This window comes from Enterococcus sp. AZ171, assembly GCF_051714005.1.
Classification (GTDB): Bacteria; Bacillota; Bacilli; order Lactobacillales; family Enterococcaceae; genus Enterococcus_B; species Enterococcus_B pernyi.
Window position 1 is genome coordinate 2,465,158 of the sequence record NZ_JBIORA010000001.1, and the last position, 17,557, is coordinate 2,482,714.

Genomic DNA, 17,557 nt, shown 5'->3' on the forward strand with positions numbered 1-17,557 from the left:
TTCCCTCCTTTTTAACTATTATTTGGTAGCTCCAGTCAAGCCATAACCAGAAATAGATTGGTTATTGATATCATAAGTATTACGTTTGACTGTTCCTCCAGAATTTCCTTCAATAGTTTGAATGATGTTGCCATCTGAATACTCTACGATACCCACATGGTCTTTTCCTGTCTTCGTTCCTTTCCAATCAAAGAAAACCAGATCTCCTGCTTGTGGTATATAGTTTTCCTCAGTTGTTTTATAACGTTCATTATTTTTGTACCAGTTAACCATATCAATTGTATTTCCTACTTTCGGTACTCTTCCTTGATCAATATATCCTGCTTGGTCAGCCACCCACGAGATAAAGATTGAACTCCATTCTACTTCTCGGATAAAACCATACCATCTCCAATATCTAGAGCCATCAGAATTTCCAATTTCATCTTTTGCAATTTTTACTAGTTCATGATCATCTTTCATGATATGCTGCGTAATTAAATCAACGTAAAACATATTGCCATACTTATATCGCCAATTATAGCCACGCTGTTCAGCTATCGGATGTTTGTACTCCACAATTTGGCGATTACTTTTTTCGGCTGCAAAATCTTTTGCCCAATCAAACGAATAATCAATATTTTTTGTTGCTAACCATGTTAAAAAACTACCACCATAGTTATAAGCTTGGACTGCAGCATAATCACTTAAATTCAAACTTTTAGCTTGTTTTAATAATATTGCTAAATATCTTGTTCCTGCATCAATTGATTCTTCTGGTGAATCAATAGTATTAGGATCTTTTCCTTGTGATTCACTCGCCTGCATAATATCTGGTGTTTGTTCGACTAAGCCACCTGATTCTTCCCAAATAATGGCTAAAATCAAATTCTCATAGCCGACAATCTCGTATTTTTCAGCTGCTTTTTTAACTAGTTCACGCCATTTCGTGACATTTGCTGGTGGATTTAATAATTCCCCTGTCAATCCACCGCTTCCTGCATGATACCCCGTATTACTTTCATAATTAAAGGCAAGATCGTCAAAGAAAATCGCAGGATAGTTATAATATTTACGATTGATTGGACGAACTTCTTTGACAGCCATTTGGAACTTACTGTTTGCATAGCCTAAAAGTTGACCTCGTTTTACTTTTTGACCTTTTTTTACTTGGATATCTTCAATATCCCAATAACAAATATCTTTTTTAATGTTTGTCCATAACCATAAGCTGTCATTATCGACACCCCCAATTGAAGCATCTAATGTAGAATAAACTGGAACTCGTCCATTAACAGTAATCGTAATACCTGGATGAATCGTGTTCGGATCTCTTCCTTGATACCCAAAATTTTCTGTAACAGTCGCAGTATTCCCTTCACCTAACGGGCTATCAAGAAAAATTTTGTTTTCAAAACGATCCAAATCTTGAATAGGATAATATCGATCTTCTTGATCTTCCGTTAAGGTATTTGGATTTTCATCAACAAATTGTTGGAGTGTTTTTGCTGTAACATTTATGGTAGCGATATCCTGAGTTTCCTGCACCTTCTCAACTTTTTCTTCTCCTGAATCTGGATCAACAGTCGTAATCGTTTTTTCTGTATCTTTTGTTTCTTCTGTCACATCGTAATGATAGGTATACTCATGAATCTTTTCCACTTCGCCTTTAATCGTTCTCACTCCAAAAATGTTGGAACTGCTACCTATTTTTTTATCAATATCATAAACTTCGTATTTCGCGTTTAAATAATACAAATATTTATCTCCATCAGATCGATACATAAACTGCTCTGGATCTGATGCCGCTCCATTGACAAGAAAATAAACTTTGTCTTTTTCTTCTTTTAATTGCTGGTAGCGTTCATAAACTTCTTTATTTTTACTAGCGTCTAACCAAGTCACATATTGATAAGCTTGTGTAATTGCCATATCTTCAGTTTTTATGGTGAATAGATCCACGATAAATAGCCATACTGCTAATACTGCGCAAACGACTGCAATAACAACACTACAGATAGCAACAATAATGATAGACGTTCCTAAAATAGGAATAATCATGATAATTGCTAAAATAATTCCAAAAATATTCAAGTTACCTTCATTATCTCGCCCAAATTTATCTAGCAATTTTTGTAAAAATAATCCTTTAGCAGTCGATTTCTTCTTTGACCTAGCAGATTTTGCTGATTTTAATTTGTCATCTAATTTTTTTCTGAACTTAATTTTTTTTGAGGAGTTTACTTTATGTCCTACTTTTAAAATCGACTTTTTCCCATGGTAACCATTGTTCTGACTACCAATTGATCCTGACCGAAGAATAGCTCTCTTCCGGCTACTATTAGGATTTAATGTTTCTTTTGTTTTTTGTACTGCAGATAATCTTTTCTTCTTTTGCCGATCAAATCCTGGAGCGACGCCTCCCATTTTATCGATCGGATTACCATCATAAACACTGGATTTTTGTATTCCTGCTTTTTTTCTTAAAGCTTGTAATCTGCGATGCTTATTGATAATTTGACTTCTAGCACTAGAAGTAGTTGAATTAGAAACAGAACGAGTTACAACATATGTTTTCGGTATCGTACCAACTATCCGATGGTGCTGATAATTGGATTGTCTGGTGAGTCGATAATTTCTACGCATAGATTGACGAAGCCGATAACTCCTGTTACTTTCATTATTTCTATTTTCATATCTCAATTTGTCATCCCTCATTTATCTCCTGATCTTCACCAGGTTTTGTTGACATCATTTTGTATAAATGAGTATGTTTAGGAAATTTATCGTAAAATGGCAGAGTTGTATCGCCGTAAACCAATAATCCTGCCCCTTCATTTGTATTGATCATAAATTTTTCTTGTTCTTCTGAAATATCAAATAAGCGAATTAATTGGGTACGGTCTGATTTTGCTTGATTTAGCATCATGACAAAATCACTATTAGAAAGCATCCGTCTTGCTAGATCAGATAAAAGCAAGGTTTCAACGTTCTGTGTAATACCAGTAGGAATTGCCCCCCATTTTCGTGCACGACTCCACAATTCAAAGAAGTAGTTTGCTGCGTAATCATTTGTAAAGAGTAATTGCATCTCATCGATATACAACCATGTTCGAACGCCTTTACTTCTATTTTCAGTAATTCGATTCCATACTTGGTCTAAAACGATTAGCATACCCATTGTTTTCAGCTGTTTTCCTAGATCTTTGATGTCATAAACAACCAAACGTTTATTTATATCGACATTCGTTTCATTTGAGAAAACAGATAAACTTCCTTCGATATAAATTTCTAGATCCATCACTAACAATTTAGCCTCTTCTTCTTGTTGCTGTTTCAATAAATCATAAAAATCTAGTAAAGTTGGTTGTCTATGAATACCTTCTTGATAGAATTTTTCATATAGGTGACGACAAACTCGGTCTATCAATGTTTTTTGCGTAGAGGTCAAGCCGATTGTCCCGCCAATAATCAAATCAAATAGGGAAATCAAAAACTCGGATTTCATGACAATTGGATCAACGTCATCGCCATAATGTTCATTTATATCTAAGGGATTGATATGAGTTTTCGAATCACTAGAAATCTTAATTACTTCGCCCTTAAAGTTTTCTGCAATCAACGTGTATTCTCTCTCTGGATCAATAATGATGATTTCGTCTTTTTCATCTCTTAATAAAACATTGACAATTTCTCGTTTTACTGAAAAACTTTTCCCTGATCCAGGTGTTCCAAGCACAAAACCGTTAGGTGCTTTTAACTGTTTACGATCAATGGAGATAATATTTTTTGTAATGGCATTTACCCCGTAATATTTACCGTTTTCTTGAATCAATTCAGAAACCGTGAACGGCAAAAATATAGCTGTGCTTGCTGTCGATAAGGTACGATCTACTGGCATGAGGTTGTTCCCAAAAGGCAAGACTGATTGTAAACTGATTTCTTGCATATAATCTAAAATAGAGAACTTAAAACCATATCTTCGACCTACGGAAAAAACTTCTTCTTTGATTTCCTCAAGTATTCTTTGCTGTTTCGCATTGATATAGATTAATGCTGTTAATGAAAAAAGTTTTTGGCCTTTATTTTGTAAATCATCCAGCAAACTTTCTGCTTCTTTTAACGAATACGTCAACTCATAAGGTAACATATCAAAATCATAGCCATTTTTGAGTGCTTTTTTCTGTTCATCTACTTTTTGCTGTTCCATAAATGCTAATTTTGTACGAACTAAATCAAATGCATCTGATTGTTCTATTGGTTTAATCTGAAAAGAAATTAGTAATTCTCGTGGAATCTCCAGTAAGTCAAATAAAAATTGATCAGATAATTCTGAAGGATATTGTTCCAAGTAAATGACTTGGGCTAATTCATCGTCTAATTCAATCCATTTTTTATTTTGCTTAAAATTGATTGAATTTGGTAATAATCGTGCCTTATCTTCTATACTTATTGCTTGATAAGTTTGATTAAATATTTTGGCAGTTAATCGATTTCTTTCTTCACCAGTCAAACAGTGAATCGAAGAACCAATTTTTTGTGAATAATTTTCAAATCGATCCAATAGTAAACGGAGCTCTTTTTTAGCGATTTCATAGCTAGTATGGCTTTGGGTAAAGGTAAAAATAATTGACTTTTTATAACCATTTTTATCTTCTTCTACTTTTTCAGAAACAATTTGATTCATTTCATCACGATAGTGATTAAATGAATCCTCTTTGTGAGGATATAGTACAATGCTTTTTAGTTCATTCGTATGTCTTTTTACTTTACTTAAGGTTAGTTGTATATTTGTTCGTTGATCTAAAGAATTCAAAAAATCACAATAACGAGAAAAAATATTAATTTGACTTTCTTCTGAAGAAAGCTGGTAGTTAATATCTGCCACTTCAACAGATGCGGAATACTTGCCTTCTTCTAACAAACAAATACCGTCTTCATACATTTTTTCATAAGGTAGAACACTTTCAATCATCGTCATATCTTTCTTTACTTTTTTTACTGTTGCTTTTTCACTATGTACTCTTTGCCTGAACATTTTGAGCATAGCTATCCTCTCCCTTTCCTAAAAATAACCATTTAGAAAATTGATGTTCTTCCCATTTTTTATGAAAGAACATCAACTACTTATATCATTACTCTACAAATTGATTCTTTTTATTATATTTTATTTTTTTGATTTTTTTCCAGGATTGAAATGGTATTTAAAAAAGTATTTCATAAAAACTTCAAAAGCGAGACCATGTTTTCTAAACCATCCGAAAGAAACAACAGGTATCGAAAGAATAATCATAAACCAGCTCGCGATATCCATACTCATTCCCAAAATTTTAATCAATACAATACTTAAAACGATATTTAAAACAATCGCTAAACTTACGCTTAAAAGTTGCTTCATACTCATGCCAGCAATAATTTTCTCTTTATATTCTTTAATATCCTTTGGAACTTTCACTTCAATTGCCATCATTTTTCTCCTTTTTGTTAAAATTAAGCTTAAGCAGAAACAAGTGTTTTCGCCCAGCCTTTTGTTTTATTGATGGAGAATAGCAATGCAATCATATAGATTGTAATTCCGAGAATAATTCCCCAAACCCCATTACTATAGTTATTCAAAATTTCTTCAAAAATAAACGGATAAATCACTAATACGAGGCCAATAAAACATGATTGTAGTCCTGTTGCTGCAAAATTTTTGAAAAAATTCTTCGCCAAAGATGAAAATTCTTGATTTGGTAGAGCTCCCATTGGTATTGGTGCCATTGCACAAAAGATATACAATTCTAAAAATCGTATGTAGATCGTTACTTGAATCAATACTCTGACAACTAATGCAGCTAAAAACATGATACAAAAAATCAATAAGATAACTAATTGATCCCACCAAGCTAATGATTTAACAACTGATTCAACACGTGCATATAAATCGTTCAAATGGCTTTGCCCAGCACCATTTAATATACTTCTCGTTAAGGACGATGTAATAGCAATAATTCCATCGAGAATAACTTGAATTTTCAAAATTACGATATAGCAAAGAACAAATTTGATGAATGCTTTGATAATCATCTCAAAACCTAAGGTCGCTGCCCCACCTGCTCCTTCTACTTTCATTGAAATTTTTTGAAATTCAAGTAGGATAAAAATAGCTAATAAAGCATAAGCAACTGGACCAACTACAGTTTTCTGCAGATCAATTACAAAAACATAGGCATTATATAAATATTGTTGTAAATCTAAACTCAAAATATTTCTTAAATCTTCTCCATTCAGATAATACATAATCTGTTTGAAGATATTCATTACTGCTCCGCCCAATTAAGACACTCCCTTGTTTATTTAGCGACCTCCTACTAAAGAACCAACATCAAACGATGAACTGAACCATAACGCAGCTACAAGAATCAACATTCCACCGACTACTTGCCAAATCGCCGTTTGTAGTTGCGGTCCATTTTTATCTTTCAACGCACCAGCCATCATCACTATTCCCCAGATTAGCCATAGTCCTCCACCAACTTGTGTAAACTTTGTAATCAAACTAAATACTTGTGTCAGTAAATCTGTATTTGACATTTCTTTTACTCCTTTTTCCTTGACTATTTTTTAATGAAAATTAATTGTTTATTTTTTTACTTAGAGCGCCGTACCTCCCCTTATAAAAAAAGATATGTATCATTTATACCTGATACACACCTTATTTTTTTTTTCGTTTTTTCAAGATAACTACTGTTTTTATTTCTATAAACAAAATAGTTGAAAAGTTCAGTTAGTTAACGTGATTCTCTAGTTGATAGATAAACAGTTGGTGTCGGTAAGCTACGTAAACTACTAATTGAACTCAATGAACTATTTCTAGAACGGCGATCCAAAGTCGACATTCTACTTTTATGTCTATTATTTTTGAAACGTTTATCTTTAATTGAGTACTCTCTTCTTCTATTTGAGTATTCCTCATTTCTTGTTTGTTTATTTCTTTCCATACATTTATATGCAAAGCGTATAAATTTAAATGGAAGAGGGATAATTTTAAAAATAATTTTAAAAACTAAACGAAACAAACAACATAGTCCTGTCATAAAACAACAAACACTTGACATCATTTCCACCTCTTTTTTTGATTGAATATATTCATATTAGTAACATTTCTTTTTTATTTTCATTTTGTGTCATTTTTTCTTTTTTTTTTTTTTTTTTGTTGCAGCACTTGATCAAACTAACGGAAATAATGTTCTCTTGACTTAGCAATTGGTACACGTCTAAAAATAGCTGATTCTGCTTGAGATAATGCACGTGTTTTAATGGCGGCCAGGGTATAATTATTTTCGGATTTTATTCTCATTGATGAATACCACTGCGCTCCCTCCACCCGATTTTTTAATAAACTCATTACATATATATCTGGCAATACTAAACTGGGGGTGGTTCGGCCAATCATATCCTTCGTAAAATCTTCATTCAGGCGTGGATTTAAATGTGGATGCTCAATTAAAAATAATAATTTTTTCCTCAACTGTAATGTTTCAGTTTCTAAGCACAACTTAAAATCTCTTGGTATTTGAGGAATAGTTAGTTTTTGTTGGTTCATATTGATCAAATACATATAGTAGTCACTTAGATAAAAATTTTTATCATAATACATAAGACACATTTGTTTAAATCTTAAACTAGAAAGCTGTTTTTTTAATGCCAGTTCTCGTATATCTTTAAAACGTGCGTATAAATTATCAGTAGTATCATACTTTCCTCTGTATTTCTCAAATACCTTCCGATTAGCCTTCAACTCACTATGAATATATATTCTCGACATAAATGGATACTTAACAACTGCCTTATCTAATAATTGAATCAAAAATTTTTTCATCTATTATTCCTCCATTTCTATACATAAACACCTAAATTTTCTAAAAAAAATTATATGGAAGAATGAAAAACAAAAAACAAATTTTTACAAAAAAATTCTAAACAAAAAAAAGATGTTTCCACACAGCAATAAATTTTCATCGTTTAAAATAGCGAACTGTTATGTATACCTTGCTTAAAAGCAAGGATTTAGAGATCAAAAAAATAGAAAAGTATTTTAAAAGGTAATCTATATACGATGTGGGGACCAGAAAATCTGTCTTTGCTATTTCAGAAGTTGGTTGGTAAACATGTTCTTTAACATTATCTATTTTTGTATCTAGATGATGTTTGTTTTTACTTCCCTCTCTTCACACAAGATATACTGATTCATATAATCAATTTAATCCACACATATTTGCTTCATTTTTATAAAAAGAAATAATTAAAAAAAGAATTAATCATTGAACTAGTTTTATATCTTACAAAAAGAAAAGGTTTTTGGTTAACGTTCTTGTTGCTCTAGTTGTTTTTGCGGTTTGTTTTTCAACTTTGGTGCCATCTTCTGTTTAAGCTCTTTGCAAAGAGTTCCTATACTTTTCTTCTTACTCTTTTTATTTTGATTTTGTTCGTGTTCCAAAAGTATTTTTCTTTTAACCTCCTCTGTTTTCAAATCAATAGCAGATAACTGCTTCTCTGGCTGTGAATAATTTGAATTAGGCAATTTCATCCGTTTAGGTTTTTGAGGTATCGGCCGATTATATAAGTTTTGATAAATTGGTTCCGTTGATTCTTTTTCTTCAATTGGTCGATGTTGTTCTTTTAGCAAACATGCTTCATTTTTTTCACTTTCTTTTCTTTTTCGCTTAAATGCTTCTCTTCGTTTATTAGGGGATTGACTTGATTTTCGTTTCTCTGCATCTATTGGCATAAAATATTCTCCTTTGTATAAAAAATTTTTTGCTCGTTTAGTATAGAACCTGAAAGAGCAAAAAAGTTACTCAAAGCAATTTATTCAAAAATAAAAAAAAAATGAAGGTCGAACAATTTTTTTATAAAAATACGCACAAAAAAGAGCAGTTGAACTGCTCGCTCTAAATTTATTCATATTTTTAATGTTCCTACCTCATAAAAATATTTTGAAGCTCCTATCTTCATTTGGTATTTTATCTGTAGTTTCTATTTGAATAAACATTGTCATCTTTACGATAAAACAATGATTTATCTAGATACACCTAACTTTATTAGTGATAACATTCTTTTGTGAATGAGATGTCTTTATTATTTGGGCTTGATTGCTTTTGATCATTGCTTGCTTGATCACAGTAGCCAATGACTGTCTTTGTTGTATTTCTACCAATTTAGTCATCAATTGTTGTTTTTTTTGTTCTAATTGCACCATTTTTTTTCGATCGATTGGTAAAATCAGCACTTTGCCATTTACAGTAATCGAATGATTAGATGGCAACATCAGATTAATCATCCGTCTATCCACTGTATCTAGTTCTTTTTTTAACTGTTCAATGTATTCATCAGAGGTCAGAAAATTCTTACTCTCCATATCATTAGTTCTTTGAAGAACTAGATTCACTGTTCTTGAAGTATTTTCTTTTGTTCTCAATTGTTGTTCTTTTTTTTTCTTGGGTAAACGAAAGAATTTTTTCACCCTCATCGCCTCTTTTTCTAATAGATTTGCTAATATTATAACGAGCTAAATAATAAAATTTTTTTCAAAAAAACACTAAAAAAGCATCACAATAGAATAATATGAAAGAGATAACCTCTTCATAATTAAAATTCTATATACAAAAATTTGAAGAATAATTTTTGTATATGGCCTCCTATTTTTGAAGCTAAACACTTCTTTCTCCCCCTGCATTAAAACATACAAGCTAATTTAGTTATAAACTTAACGATTTAGTATATTCTGCGCTAGATACCAATTACTGGACATCCATAATTGGTATGAACTTTTTGTTTATGTAATCCAAATCTGCAGTATCTAAGGAGGCGTATCCCTTTTTCCATGAATTAGTTGATGCTTTTCGAGACAAAGACCCTGACTTGTTTTCCTCCTTATTGGCAGAACTTCCCGAAACGTTAGATAACGGCTTTCGTGAGAAACTTCAAAATCTTCTGAATTACCCAGAAGACATCACCAATGCCATGATTTATCCTTACTCCAATGGAAAAATAGAAGCAAAGAATACCCACATAAAAACAATGAAACGAGTATCCTACGGATTTAAATCATTTGAAAACATGAAATTTAGAATCTTTTTGACCAAACAATTAATTAAAATGAAATAACAAAAAATCTGGACCAGAATGAGCTTCATTCTGGTCCAGATTTGATTTTGTATAACTCATCAGTACTTATTGACAAAGAGCCAAAAAAAGTTATATTTAAGGCGTAAAAAACCTTGATATGTCTGCTTTTATCGTATGCCAGCTATAGGGATCGAACCTACGACCTACGCGTTACGAGTGCGTTGCTCTACCAACTGAGCTAAGCTGGCGTTTCCAAAAGAAATTATAGTCGTTATGTTAAGAAATGTAAAGGGGTAATGTGGAAGATTTTTCTACTTTCATGATTTTTTTCAAAAAATGTGCTATAATTATAGATGAAAGGCAGGTTTTATGAAAATGGCAACTTTTGGAAAATTTGAAACAAAGGTCGAACCGTCAGAATTTGGAGAAAAATTTACCACTGATACACATGTTACCTTTATGATTCACGGAAAAACGCAAACCGGAACGATTTCCAAGCAATTGAAAAACTCTGCTGTTGTTGCAATTGATGAAACTAATGAGAATACCGATTTGATGGCCCAAAGTAAAGGCGTCGTCATTATCAATTACAAAGATATGAGTAAGATTTAGTTTTTTCAACCATCCATCAAGTGGATGGTTTTTATTTTGACTGAATGAAATAAAAAAAAATCTGGGAAAATCCCAGATTTTTTGTATAGCTGATTTTTCCTATTTAGTACCAAATAAACGGTCGCCAGCATCGCCTAGACCAGGAACGATATAGCCTTTGTCGTTTAATTTTTCATCTAATGAAGCAGTATAGATATCAATATCTGGATGTGCTTCTTGTAAGGCTTTAACACCTTCTGGAGCTGCAACAAGGCAAACAAATTTAATGTTTGAAGCGCCACGTGCTTTCAGAGCATCGATCGCCATGATCGCTGAGCCACCTGTCGCTAACATTGGATCAACTACGAATAATTGACGTGCGTCGATATCTTCCGGTAATTTAACGAAATACTCGTGCGGTGCCAATGTTTCTTCATCTCTGTATAATCCGATGTGGCCGACTTTAGCTGCTGGGATCAATTCTAAGATTCCGTCAACCATTCCAATACCTGCGCGCAAGATTGGGATAATGGCTACTTTTTTACCAGACAATGTTTTTTGTGTTGTTTCTGTGATTGGTGTTTCGATGACAATGTCTTCAAGTGGCATATCACGTGATACTTCATATGCCATCAGCATAGCGATTTCATCAACAACCTCACGGAAAACTTTTGTACCACAATTTTTGTCGCGAATAATCGTTAATTTGTGTTGGATCAATGGATGGTCGATTACTTGAAATTTGCCCATTTTTTTGTCTCCTTTTTCTCTCGTTTCTTTTTAATTGTAAAACAAAATCACTGACTTGACTAGTCTAACCCGTCATTTTCCTAAAGAAAATCAAAGAAATAAAAAAACAAAGCGGTGTTCTTTTTAAAATCAGCAAAAAATAACAAAAACGCCTGAAAATCAGACGTTTTTTGTTATTTTTCTAATTTATTAATGGATAAAGATGACAAAAAACAACTAGTTTTTTAGCCATTCTGTGGAAAGAGTCATTGCTGCTCGTGTCGCATTGGTTTGGTCCATCGCATTTACCATGACAAAATCATGGATGATCCCTTGGAAACGTACTTGCGTAACTTCCACACCAGCTTCACGAAGTTTTCTAGCGTATGCTTCTCCTTCATCTCTTAACACGTCCGCTTCACCAGTCAAGATCATTGCAGGTGGTAAACCTGTCAATTCTTCTTTACTTGCACGTAGAGGTGAGGCAGTGATTTCTGCTCGTTTCTTTTCATCTGTCGTATACTGATCCCAGAACCATTGCATCCCTTCTTTTGTTAAGAAGTAATTCTCTGCGAATTGGTTATAAGAACCTGTATCGAAATTTGCATCAGTTACAGGATAATATAGTAATTGTTTTTTGATTGGTAATCCTTGACGTTGCTTTGTAAGGATCGTCATCACCGTTGCCATATTCCCACCTACGGAATCCCCAGCGACTGTCAAGTTCTCAAGATCCAAGCCTTTCGACTCAGAAAGCTCCGCAAGTTTTTGCAAAATCGCGTAGTTTTGCTCGATGGCAGTAGGATATTTTGCTTCTGGCGAACGACTATACTCAGGAAAAATAACGATCGAATTTGTACGAACAGCCAATTCTCGAATCAATTTGTCATGTGTCTTGGCACTTCCAAATACCCAACCAGCACCATGTATATAAAATATGACAGGTAATTTTTCTACATTTCCTTCAGGACGGATAAAACGCACATTGATTTGTCCCCAATCATTGGTATCCATTTTCAAATCCTCGATATCCACAGGTAATTTTTCCACAGAAGAACTTTGAACTTCTTCTAGAAGATCACGCCCTTCTTCCGGAGGTAATTCATAGATACGCGGGTGCGGTGCATTAGCATCACTAAACTCAATTGCTTCTTTTTCTAATGAAATTCGATCAGTCATACGGATTCCTCCCTAAATTGAATGCAACAAATAAAATTACACCTCATATACTAGAGAGCAACCAGACAAAAGTCAAAAAATCAGATTGAAAGAGGTTGTGAAAGAAGCGCTCAGCACTAAGGCATAAGACAGAAAAATAAAAAATGGCTATTTCATTTTTTATTTTTTTGGCTTATGACCGAAGTGTTGCTTCTTGAACACCGTTTATCCAAGTTGTGAAGAAGCGCTTTGACCTGAGCAGTAAGATGAAAAATCAGAAAATAGCTTTTCATATTTTTTGAGTTTCCAGAGAGCCATCTAACACTTCAACAATCAGAAAATAGGTGAGACAACCAAACAGCTACATGCCTGGTTGTCTCACCTTTTTCTATTCTCTTACCTTCTTATTGATGACTCTTAGTTATAAACTATTTATTTTTTATATAATGGAAATTGCTCTGTTAATTCACGGACGCCTGCACGCACTTCTTCTAATTGTGCTTCATCATCTTTTGCCTGTAAGGCTTTGACGATCAATTCAGCTACTTTTGCCGCATCTTCTTCGCGGAAGCCACGGGTCGTAATTGCTGGTGTCCCAATACGGATACCGCTTGTTTTGAATGGGCTTAGTGTTTCAAAAGGAATCGAATTTTTATTGACGGTGATATGAACACTGTCCAAAATCGCTTCTGCTTCTTTTCCGTTCAATTCTAAGTCACGTACATCGATCAAAATCAAATGGTTATCTGTGGCACCTGAAATCACTCGGGTACCAATCGATTGATTGAATACTTTTGCCATAGCTTTTGCATTGGCAATGACTTGTTCGCTATATTCCTTAAATTCAGGAGTCAATGCTTCTTTAAATGCAGCAGCTTTTCCGGCAATCACATGCTCCAAGGGGCCACCTTGGATGCCTGGGAAGACTGCGCTATTGATTTTTTTCGCCAGCTCTTCATTGTTCGTTAAGATCATCCCACCACGAGGTCCTCGTAATGTTTTGTGAGTAGTAGTTGTTGTGATATCGGCATAAGGGATTGGGCTTGGATGGACACCCGCTGCAACTAAACCAGCAATGTGTGCCATATCGACCATCAATTTTGCCCCAACTTCGTCCGCGATTTCTCTGAATTTTGCAAAATCGATCGTCCGACCATAGGCACTTGCTCCTGCTACGATCAATTTTGGTTGATGTTTTCTCGCTAAGATGCGTACGACATTATAATCAATGACTTCTGTTGACGGATCTACACCATAAGCAACGAAGTGGTACGTTTTTCCACTAAAATTGACTGGAGAGCCATGTGTCAAATGTCCGCCAGCAGAAAGATCCATTCCTAAGATCGTATCCCCCGGTTCAACTAACGCAAGATATGCAGCTGTATTGGCTTGTGATCCAGAGTGTGGTTGAACATTGACAAAATCGGCACCAAATAATTCTTTGGCACGGTCGATCGCCAGATTTTCAACGGTATCCACAAATTCACACCCACCATAATAGCGACGTCCTGGATACCCTTCTGCGTACTTATTCGTTAAAATACTTCCTTGTGCCGCCATCACAGCTTCAGAGACAAAGTTTTCAGAAGCGATCAGCTCCAGATTGTTTTCTTGTCTTTCCTCTTCTTTTGCGATTGCTGCCCATAAATCAGGGTCAAACGTTTTGTAGTCTACCACAAACAACAACTCCTTATTTATTTATGTGTCAACTTCTCTAAATTTCAAATGATTGTTCAGTTTATTTGTCTTTTTTTGATGTTGACCAAACATTACTAGCTAAGAATACGAACATTATTTCTTAAATAGCTATTTTAGTTTGTTTCCTAGATTGTATCACAGAATGATTTTGCAGCAATCACTTCTGGTTCATTTTTTATAATAATTTTGTCCTGCGGCTTTTTTCAACCGATTCATATAAGCAATACCTAGCCCTTCTTCAGGTGCAACTTGTACTAGAATCAGATCAAGAGCTAATCGATCATCATCTAAGCCACGTAACCCCGCAAACAACCCTTTCGTTGCTGCCTCTACTGAATCATCGTAATACATATACACAGCTGCGACATCCTTGCGTACCTGATCAGCAATTGTTGGTCCAGCTAAAACACCGGTACGTAGTTTTTGCTCTTTTGTCCAGATGATCGCCTCTGGCCAATCCTTTTTTTCAACCATTAGTACTCGAGTATCAGGTGAGTAATGTTTGTATTTCATCCCCGGTGATTTCGGTGTTTCAGATTCTTTGACCAAATGGCGGTCTGTCGCCACTGGACTTTCAATGACAGCTTCTAGTTGCTCTTTCGTGATTGCTCCTGGTCGTAAGATCATCGGCGGTGCAGATGGGTCACTCAGATCAAGTACCGTTGATTCCACACCGATCCTCGTCGCCCCATCGTCAATGATTCCTGTGATTTTTCCATTTAGATCATGAAAGACATGGTCTGCTGTTGTTGGACTCGGTTTACCTGAAGTGTTGGCACTTGGCCCGACAAGTGGTACACCTGCTAATTGGATTAATTCTAACGTTTTCTTGTTATCTGGCATGCGAAAAGCAGCTGTGGATAAACCACCAGTGACAATCCCTGGTAAACTACCTTTTTTGATGTGAAAAATCAAAGTCAGTGGTCCTGGCCAGAAGTTTTTCACAATTTGTTCTGTTAATGAGTGAAAGTTGTCCACATACTCTTTTACTTGTTCGAAGGAGGCGACATGGACGATCAATGGGTTGTCTTGTGGTCGACCTTTCACTGTAAAGACTTGTTTGACAGCCTCCGGTAAAAGGGCATTAGCTCCTAATCCATAGACAGTTTCCGTTGGAAAAGCCACTAGATTTCCTACTGCTAATTCCTTCGCAGCTTCATTCAATTGTGTTTCATCATATTTAATTGTTTCCACAGTCTATCCACATCCTCTTTTTTCAAAATCCTTGTTTTATTCCGTTTTTTCAGGTAGTTATACACAAATTGTTGATAACTAGTTTGTCAATAGTGGATAAGCATGTTGATAACTAAAATATTCGTTTTCATCCTTATCAAATCAGTGTTTTTTTATTATAAAAAAACAGAAAAAAATTTTTTCATCCACAAACTAATTGGTAACAAAAATCATTCGATCATTTCCTGCCATATCTTTTTTGATCCGTACTTTTTTTGTCGGAAAGGCTTGCTCCATGATTGCTTTGACAGCTGCTCCTTGTTGGAAACCAATCTCTAAAAAAAGTTGTCCATCGCTAGCTAATATTTGTGCAGCTTCCTTTGCGATTTTCTGGTAGATCGCTAAACCATCTTCTTCAGCAAACAATGCCATCTTCGGTTCATAGGTTCGTACACTCTGATCCATCACCGACCATTCTGCTCGACTGATATAAGGGGGATTAGAAATAATGACATCAAAGGTTTGATCCAAGACAGGTTCCAACGTATCACCATGATAAAAATTGATCGTTGTTTGTTCATGTTCTGCATTTTCCTTAGCGACAGCTAGTGCTTCTAAAGATAAATCAATTGCTGAGACTTGCCAATTTTTTCTAGCAGCTTTCAAGCTGATGGCGATTGCTCCAGTTCCTGTACCGATATCCACGACATTTAAGGTTTCTTCGCTTGTTTTTGCCAAACACAGTGCGACTAATTCTTCGGTTTCTGGACGAGGAATCAAAGTTGCTTCCGTGACTTTCAAGCGGTGATCAAAAAATTCAGCATAACCTAATAAATAGTGGGGCGGATAATGTTGCACTAGTCGTTGCATATCTGCATTGATCATGGCTTGATCCTCGGCTGTGATCGGTTCATTCATTCGCATGAGCCAATCCAGTTTCGTCCACTGCTTTCGTTCAAGAAAGACAAACTGGATATTATACCCTTCTACTCCTTGTTCTTCTAAAAAAGAAGAAGCCCGTGTGAGGACTTCTCGATAGGTTTTATCCATTTTGCATCTCTTCCAACTTAGATGTTTGGTCGTACACGATCAATGCGTCGACGATCTCATCTAGTTTTCCTGCTAGAATCTGATCCAATTTTTGGATCGTCAAGCCAATACGGTGGTCGGTCACGCGATTTTGAGGGAAGTTATACGTACGGATACGCTCTGAACGATCCCCAGTCCCTACCGCAGATTTACGGTTCGCATCATATTCGCTTTGTGCTTCTTGTTGGATCTTGTCGTAGACGCGCGCACGTAAGACTTTCATCGCTTTCTCCCGGTTTTTCAATTGTGAACGTTCATCTTGCATCGCCACCACGATTCCAGTTGGTAAGTGAGTCAAACGTACCGCAGATGCTGTCTTATTGACATGCTGTCCACCGGCTCCAGAAGCGTGGTAAATATCGACGCGGATATCCTTGTCAGCCAGATCGATCTCTACTTCTTCTGCTTCAGGCATGACAACGACAGTTGCCGTTGATGTATGGATACGTCCTTGAGATTCTGTTGAAGGGACACGTTGGACCCGATGTGCGCCACTTTCATATTTTAATTTCGAATAGACATTTTCACCTGAGATCATCATGATGACTTCTTTATAGCCACCGATCCCTGTCACACTTGCTTCCAAGACTTCTGTTTTCCAGCCTTGGCTCTCTGCGTATCGTTGATACATCGAGAAAAGATCCCCTGCAAATAGTGCGGCTTCGTCGCCACCAGCGGCTCCGCGAATCTCCATGATAATGTTTTTGTCATCGTTTGGATCTTTTGGAAGTAACAAAATCTTGATTTTTTCTTCTAGTTCTTCTTTTTCTTTTTTCAAATCAGCTAATTCTTCTTTAGCCATCTCTGCCATTTCGTCGTCTAACTTTTCGCCGAGTAATTCTTCTGTATCTTTGATCCCTTGAACAACTTCCTTGTAGCGACGATAAACTTCAACCGTTTCACGTGTATTTGCTTCTTCTTTTGAAAGCTGCATGAAACGTTTCGTATCTGAAATCACTTCTGGGTCACTCAGTAGTTCCCCAAGCTCTTCGTAACGGTCTTCGATTGATTGTAATTGATCGTACAT

The 17,557-nt window shown here is 35.3% G+C and carries 15 protein-coding genes, 1 tRNA gene and 1 pseudogene; 2 read left to right on the top strand and 15 right to left on the bottom strand.

The features are described 5' to 3' along the window. Window positions 1-18 precede the first annotated feature (18 nt). From IGJ49_RS11915 to IGJ49_RS11950, 8 genes are all read right to left on the bottom strand, one after another. On the bottom strand, window positions 19-2,682 hold the full coding sequence (locus IGJ49_RS11915) for a lysozyme family protein (protein ID WP_438723611.1): 2,664 nt from the start codon (window positions 2,680-2,682) through the stop codon (window positions 19-21). 4 nt (window positions 2,683-2,686) lie between these two features. Continuing rightward, a complete protein-coding gene (locus tag IGJ49_RS11920; RefSeq protein WP_438723613.1) occupies window positions 2,687-5,026 on the bottom strand; it encodes a VirB4-like conjugal transfer ATPase, CD1110 family in 2,340 nt (779 codons plus the stop codon). 120 nt (window positions 5,027-5,146) lie between these two features. Next, entirely contained in the window at window positions 5,147-5,446 is a 300-nt protein-coding gene (locus IGJ49_RS11925) for a PrgI family protein (RefSeq protein ID WP_438723615.1), read from the bottom strand. Between the two features lie 29 nt (window positions 5,447-5,475). After that, entirely contained in the window at window positions 5,476-6,297 is an 822-nt protein-coding gene (locus IGJ49_RS11930) for a hypothetical protein (protein ID WP_438723617.1), read from the bottom strand. Between the two features lie 21 nt (window positions 6,298-6,318). Then, window positions 6,319-6,555, bottom strand: a complete 237-nt coding sequence (locus tag IGJ49_RS11935; RefSeq protein ID WP_438723618.1) for a hypothetical protein — start codon at window positions 6,553-6,555, stop codon at window positions 6,319-6,321. 640 nt (window positions 6,556-7,195) lie between these two features. Beyond that, window positions 7,196-7,843 carry a hypothetical protein gene (locus tag IGJ49_RS11940; protein ID WP_438723620.1) on the bottom strand — a complete coding sequence of 216 codons (648 nt, stop codon included), beginning with the start codon at window positions 7,841-7,843 and terminating at the stop codon, window positions 7,196-7,198. Window positions 7,844-8,326: 483 nt separating this feature from the next. Continuing rightward, window positions 8,327-8,752, bottom strand: coding sequence for a hypothetical protein (locus IGJ49_RS11945; protein ID WP_438723622.1), 426 nt, complete (start codon window positions 8,750-8,752; stop codon window positions 8,327-8,329). Between the two features lie 294 nt (window positions 8,753-9,046). Then, window positions 9,047-9,487 carry a hypothetical protein gene (locus IGJ49_RS11950; RefSeq protein WP_438723624.1) on the bottom strand — a complete coding sequence of 147 codons (441 nt, stop codon included), beginning with the start codon at window positions 9,485-9,487 and terminating at the stop codon, window positions 9,047-9,049. 338 nt (window positions 9,488-9,825) lie between these two features. On the opposite strand from IGJ49_RS11950, the pseudogene IGJ49_RS11955 reads away from it, so the two are divergent. Then, window positions 9,826-10,131: pseudogene (locus tag IGJ49_RS11955) on the top strand (transposase); the annotation flags it as partial. 136 nt (window positions 10,132-10,267) lie between these two features. On the opposite strand, the gene IGJ49_RS11960 reads toward IGJ49_RS11955, so the two are convergent. Beyond that, window positions 10,268-10,340: transfer RNA gene (locus tag IGJ49_RS11960), tRNA-Thr, on the bottom strand. Between the two features lie 121 nt (window positions 10,341-10,461). Here IGJ49_RS11960 and IGJ49_RS11965 point away from each other — a divergent pair. Beyond that, complete coding sequence (locus IGJ49_RS11965) at window positions 10,462-10,704, top strand: hypothetical protein (RefSeq protein WP_010736620.1); 243 nt, start codon at window positions 10,462-10,464, stop codon at window positions 10,702-10,704. A 99-nt stretch (window positions 10,705-10,803) separates the two neighbouring features. On the opposite strand, the gene upp is transcribed toward IGJ49_RS11965, so the two are convergent. The 6 genes from upp to prfA all read right to left on the bottom strand — a co-directional run bounded on the left by upp (window position 10,804) and on the right by prfA (window position 17,557). Continuing rightward, entirely contained in the window at window positions 10,804-11,433 is a 630-nt protein-coding gene (gene upp / locus IGJ49_RS11970; protein ID WP_010736621.1) for a uracil phosphoribosyltransferase, read from the bottom strand. A gap of 216 nt (window positions 11,434-11,649) precedes the next feature. Beyond that, entirely contained in the window at window positions 11,650-12,591 is a 942-nt protein-coding gene (locus IGJ49_RS11975; RefSeq protein ID WP_010736622.1) for an alpha/beta hydrolase, read from the bottom strand. Between the two features lie 411 nt (window positions 12,592-13,002). Then, window positions 13,003-14,247 carry a serine hydroxymethyltransferase gene (gene glyA, locus IGJ49_RS11980; protein ID WP_438723627.1) on the bottom strand — a complete coding sequence of 415 codons (1,245 nt, stop codon included), beginning with the start codon at window positions 14,245-14,247 and terminating at the stop codon, window positions 13,003-13,005. A gap of 189 nt (window positions 14,248-14,436) precedes the next feature. Beyond that, on the bottom strand, window positions 14,437-15,462 hold the full coding sequence (locus IGJ49_RS11985; protein WP_349520650.1) for an L-threonylcarbamoyladenylate synthase: 1,026 nt from the start codon (window positions 15,460-15,462) through the stop codon (window positions 14,437-14,439). Between the two features lie 192 nt (window positions 15,463-15,654). Beyond that, a complete protein-coding gene (gene prmC / locus IGJ49_RS11990) occupies window positions 15,655-16,491 on the bottom strand; it encodes a peptide chain release factor N(5)-glutamine methyltransferase (RefSeq protein WP_375152485.1) in 837 nt (278 codons plus the stop codon). Further along, the gene (gene prfA / locus IGJ49_RS11995; RefSeq protein WP_010736626.1) at window positions 16,484-17,557 is read right to left on the bottom strand and encodes a peptide chain release factor 1; all 1,074 of its coding nucleotides are present in this window, start codon (window positions 17,555-17,557) and stop codon (window positions 16,484-16,486) included. Before prfA ends, prmC begins: the two co-directional genes overlap by 8 nt.

What these genes read in the sequence shown, in the direction of transcription:
- IGJ49_RS11920 (WP_438723613.1), bottom strand. Translation starts at nt 5,026, where the DNA reads ATGCTCAAAATGTTCAGGCAAAGAGTACATAGTGAAAAAGCAACAGTA.
- IGJ49_RS11925 (WP_438723615.1), bottom strand. Translation starts at nt 5,446, where the DNA reads ATGGCAATTGAAGTGAAAGTTCCAAAGGATATTAAAGAATATAAAGAG.
- IGJ49_RS11935 (WP_438723618.1), bottom strand. Translation starts at nt 6,555, where the DNA reads ATGTCAAATACAGATTTACTGACACAAGTATTTAGTTTGATTACAAAG.
- IGJ49_RS11940 (WP_438723620.1), bottom strand. Translation starts at nt 7,843, where the DNA reads ATGAAAAAATTTTTGATTCAATTATTAGATAAGGCAGTTGTTAAGTAT.
- IGJ49_RS11945 (WP_438723622.1), bottom strand. Translation starts at nt 8,752, where the DNA reads ATGCCAATAGATGCAGAGAAACGAAAATCAAGTCAATCCCCTAATAAA.
- IGJ49_RS11965 (WP_010736620.1), top strand. Translation starts at nt 10,462, where the DNA reads ATGAAAATGGCAACTTTTGGAAAATTTGAAACAAAGGTCGAACCGTCA.
- upp (WP_010736621.1), bottom strand. Translation starts at nt 11,433, where the DNA reads ATGGGCAAATTTCAAGTAATCGACCATCCATTGATCCAACACAAATTA.
- IGJ49_RS11975 (WP_010736622.1), bottom strand. Translation starts at nt 12,591, where the DNA reads ATGACTGATCGAATTTCATTAGAAAAAGAAGCAATTGAGTTTAGTGAT.
- prmC (WP_375152485.1), bottom strand. Translation starts at nt 16,491, where the DNA reads ATGGATAAAACCTATCGAGAAGTCCTCACACGGGCTTCTTCTTTTTTA.
- prfA (WP_010736626.1), bottom strand. Translation starts at nt 17,557, where the DNA reads ATGTACGATCAATTACAATCAATCGAAGACCGTTACGAAGAGCTTGGG.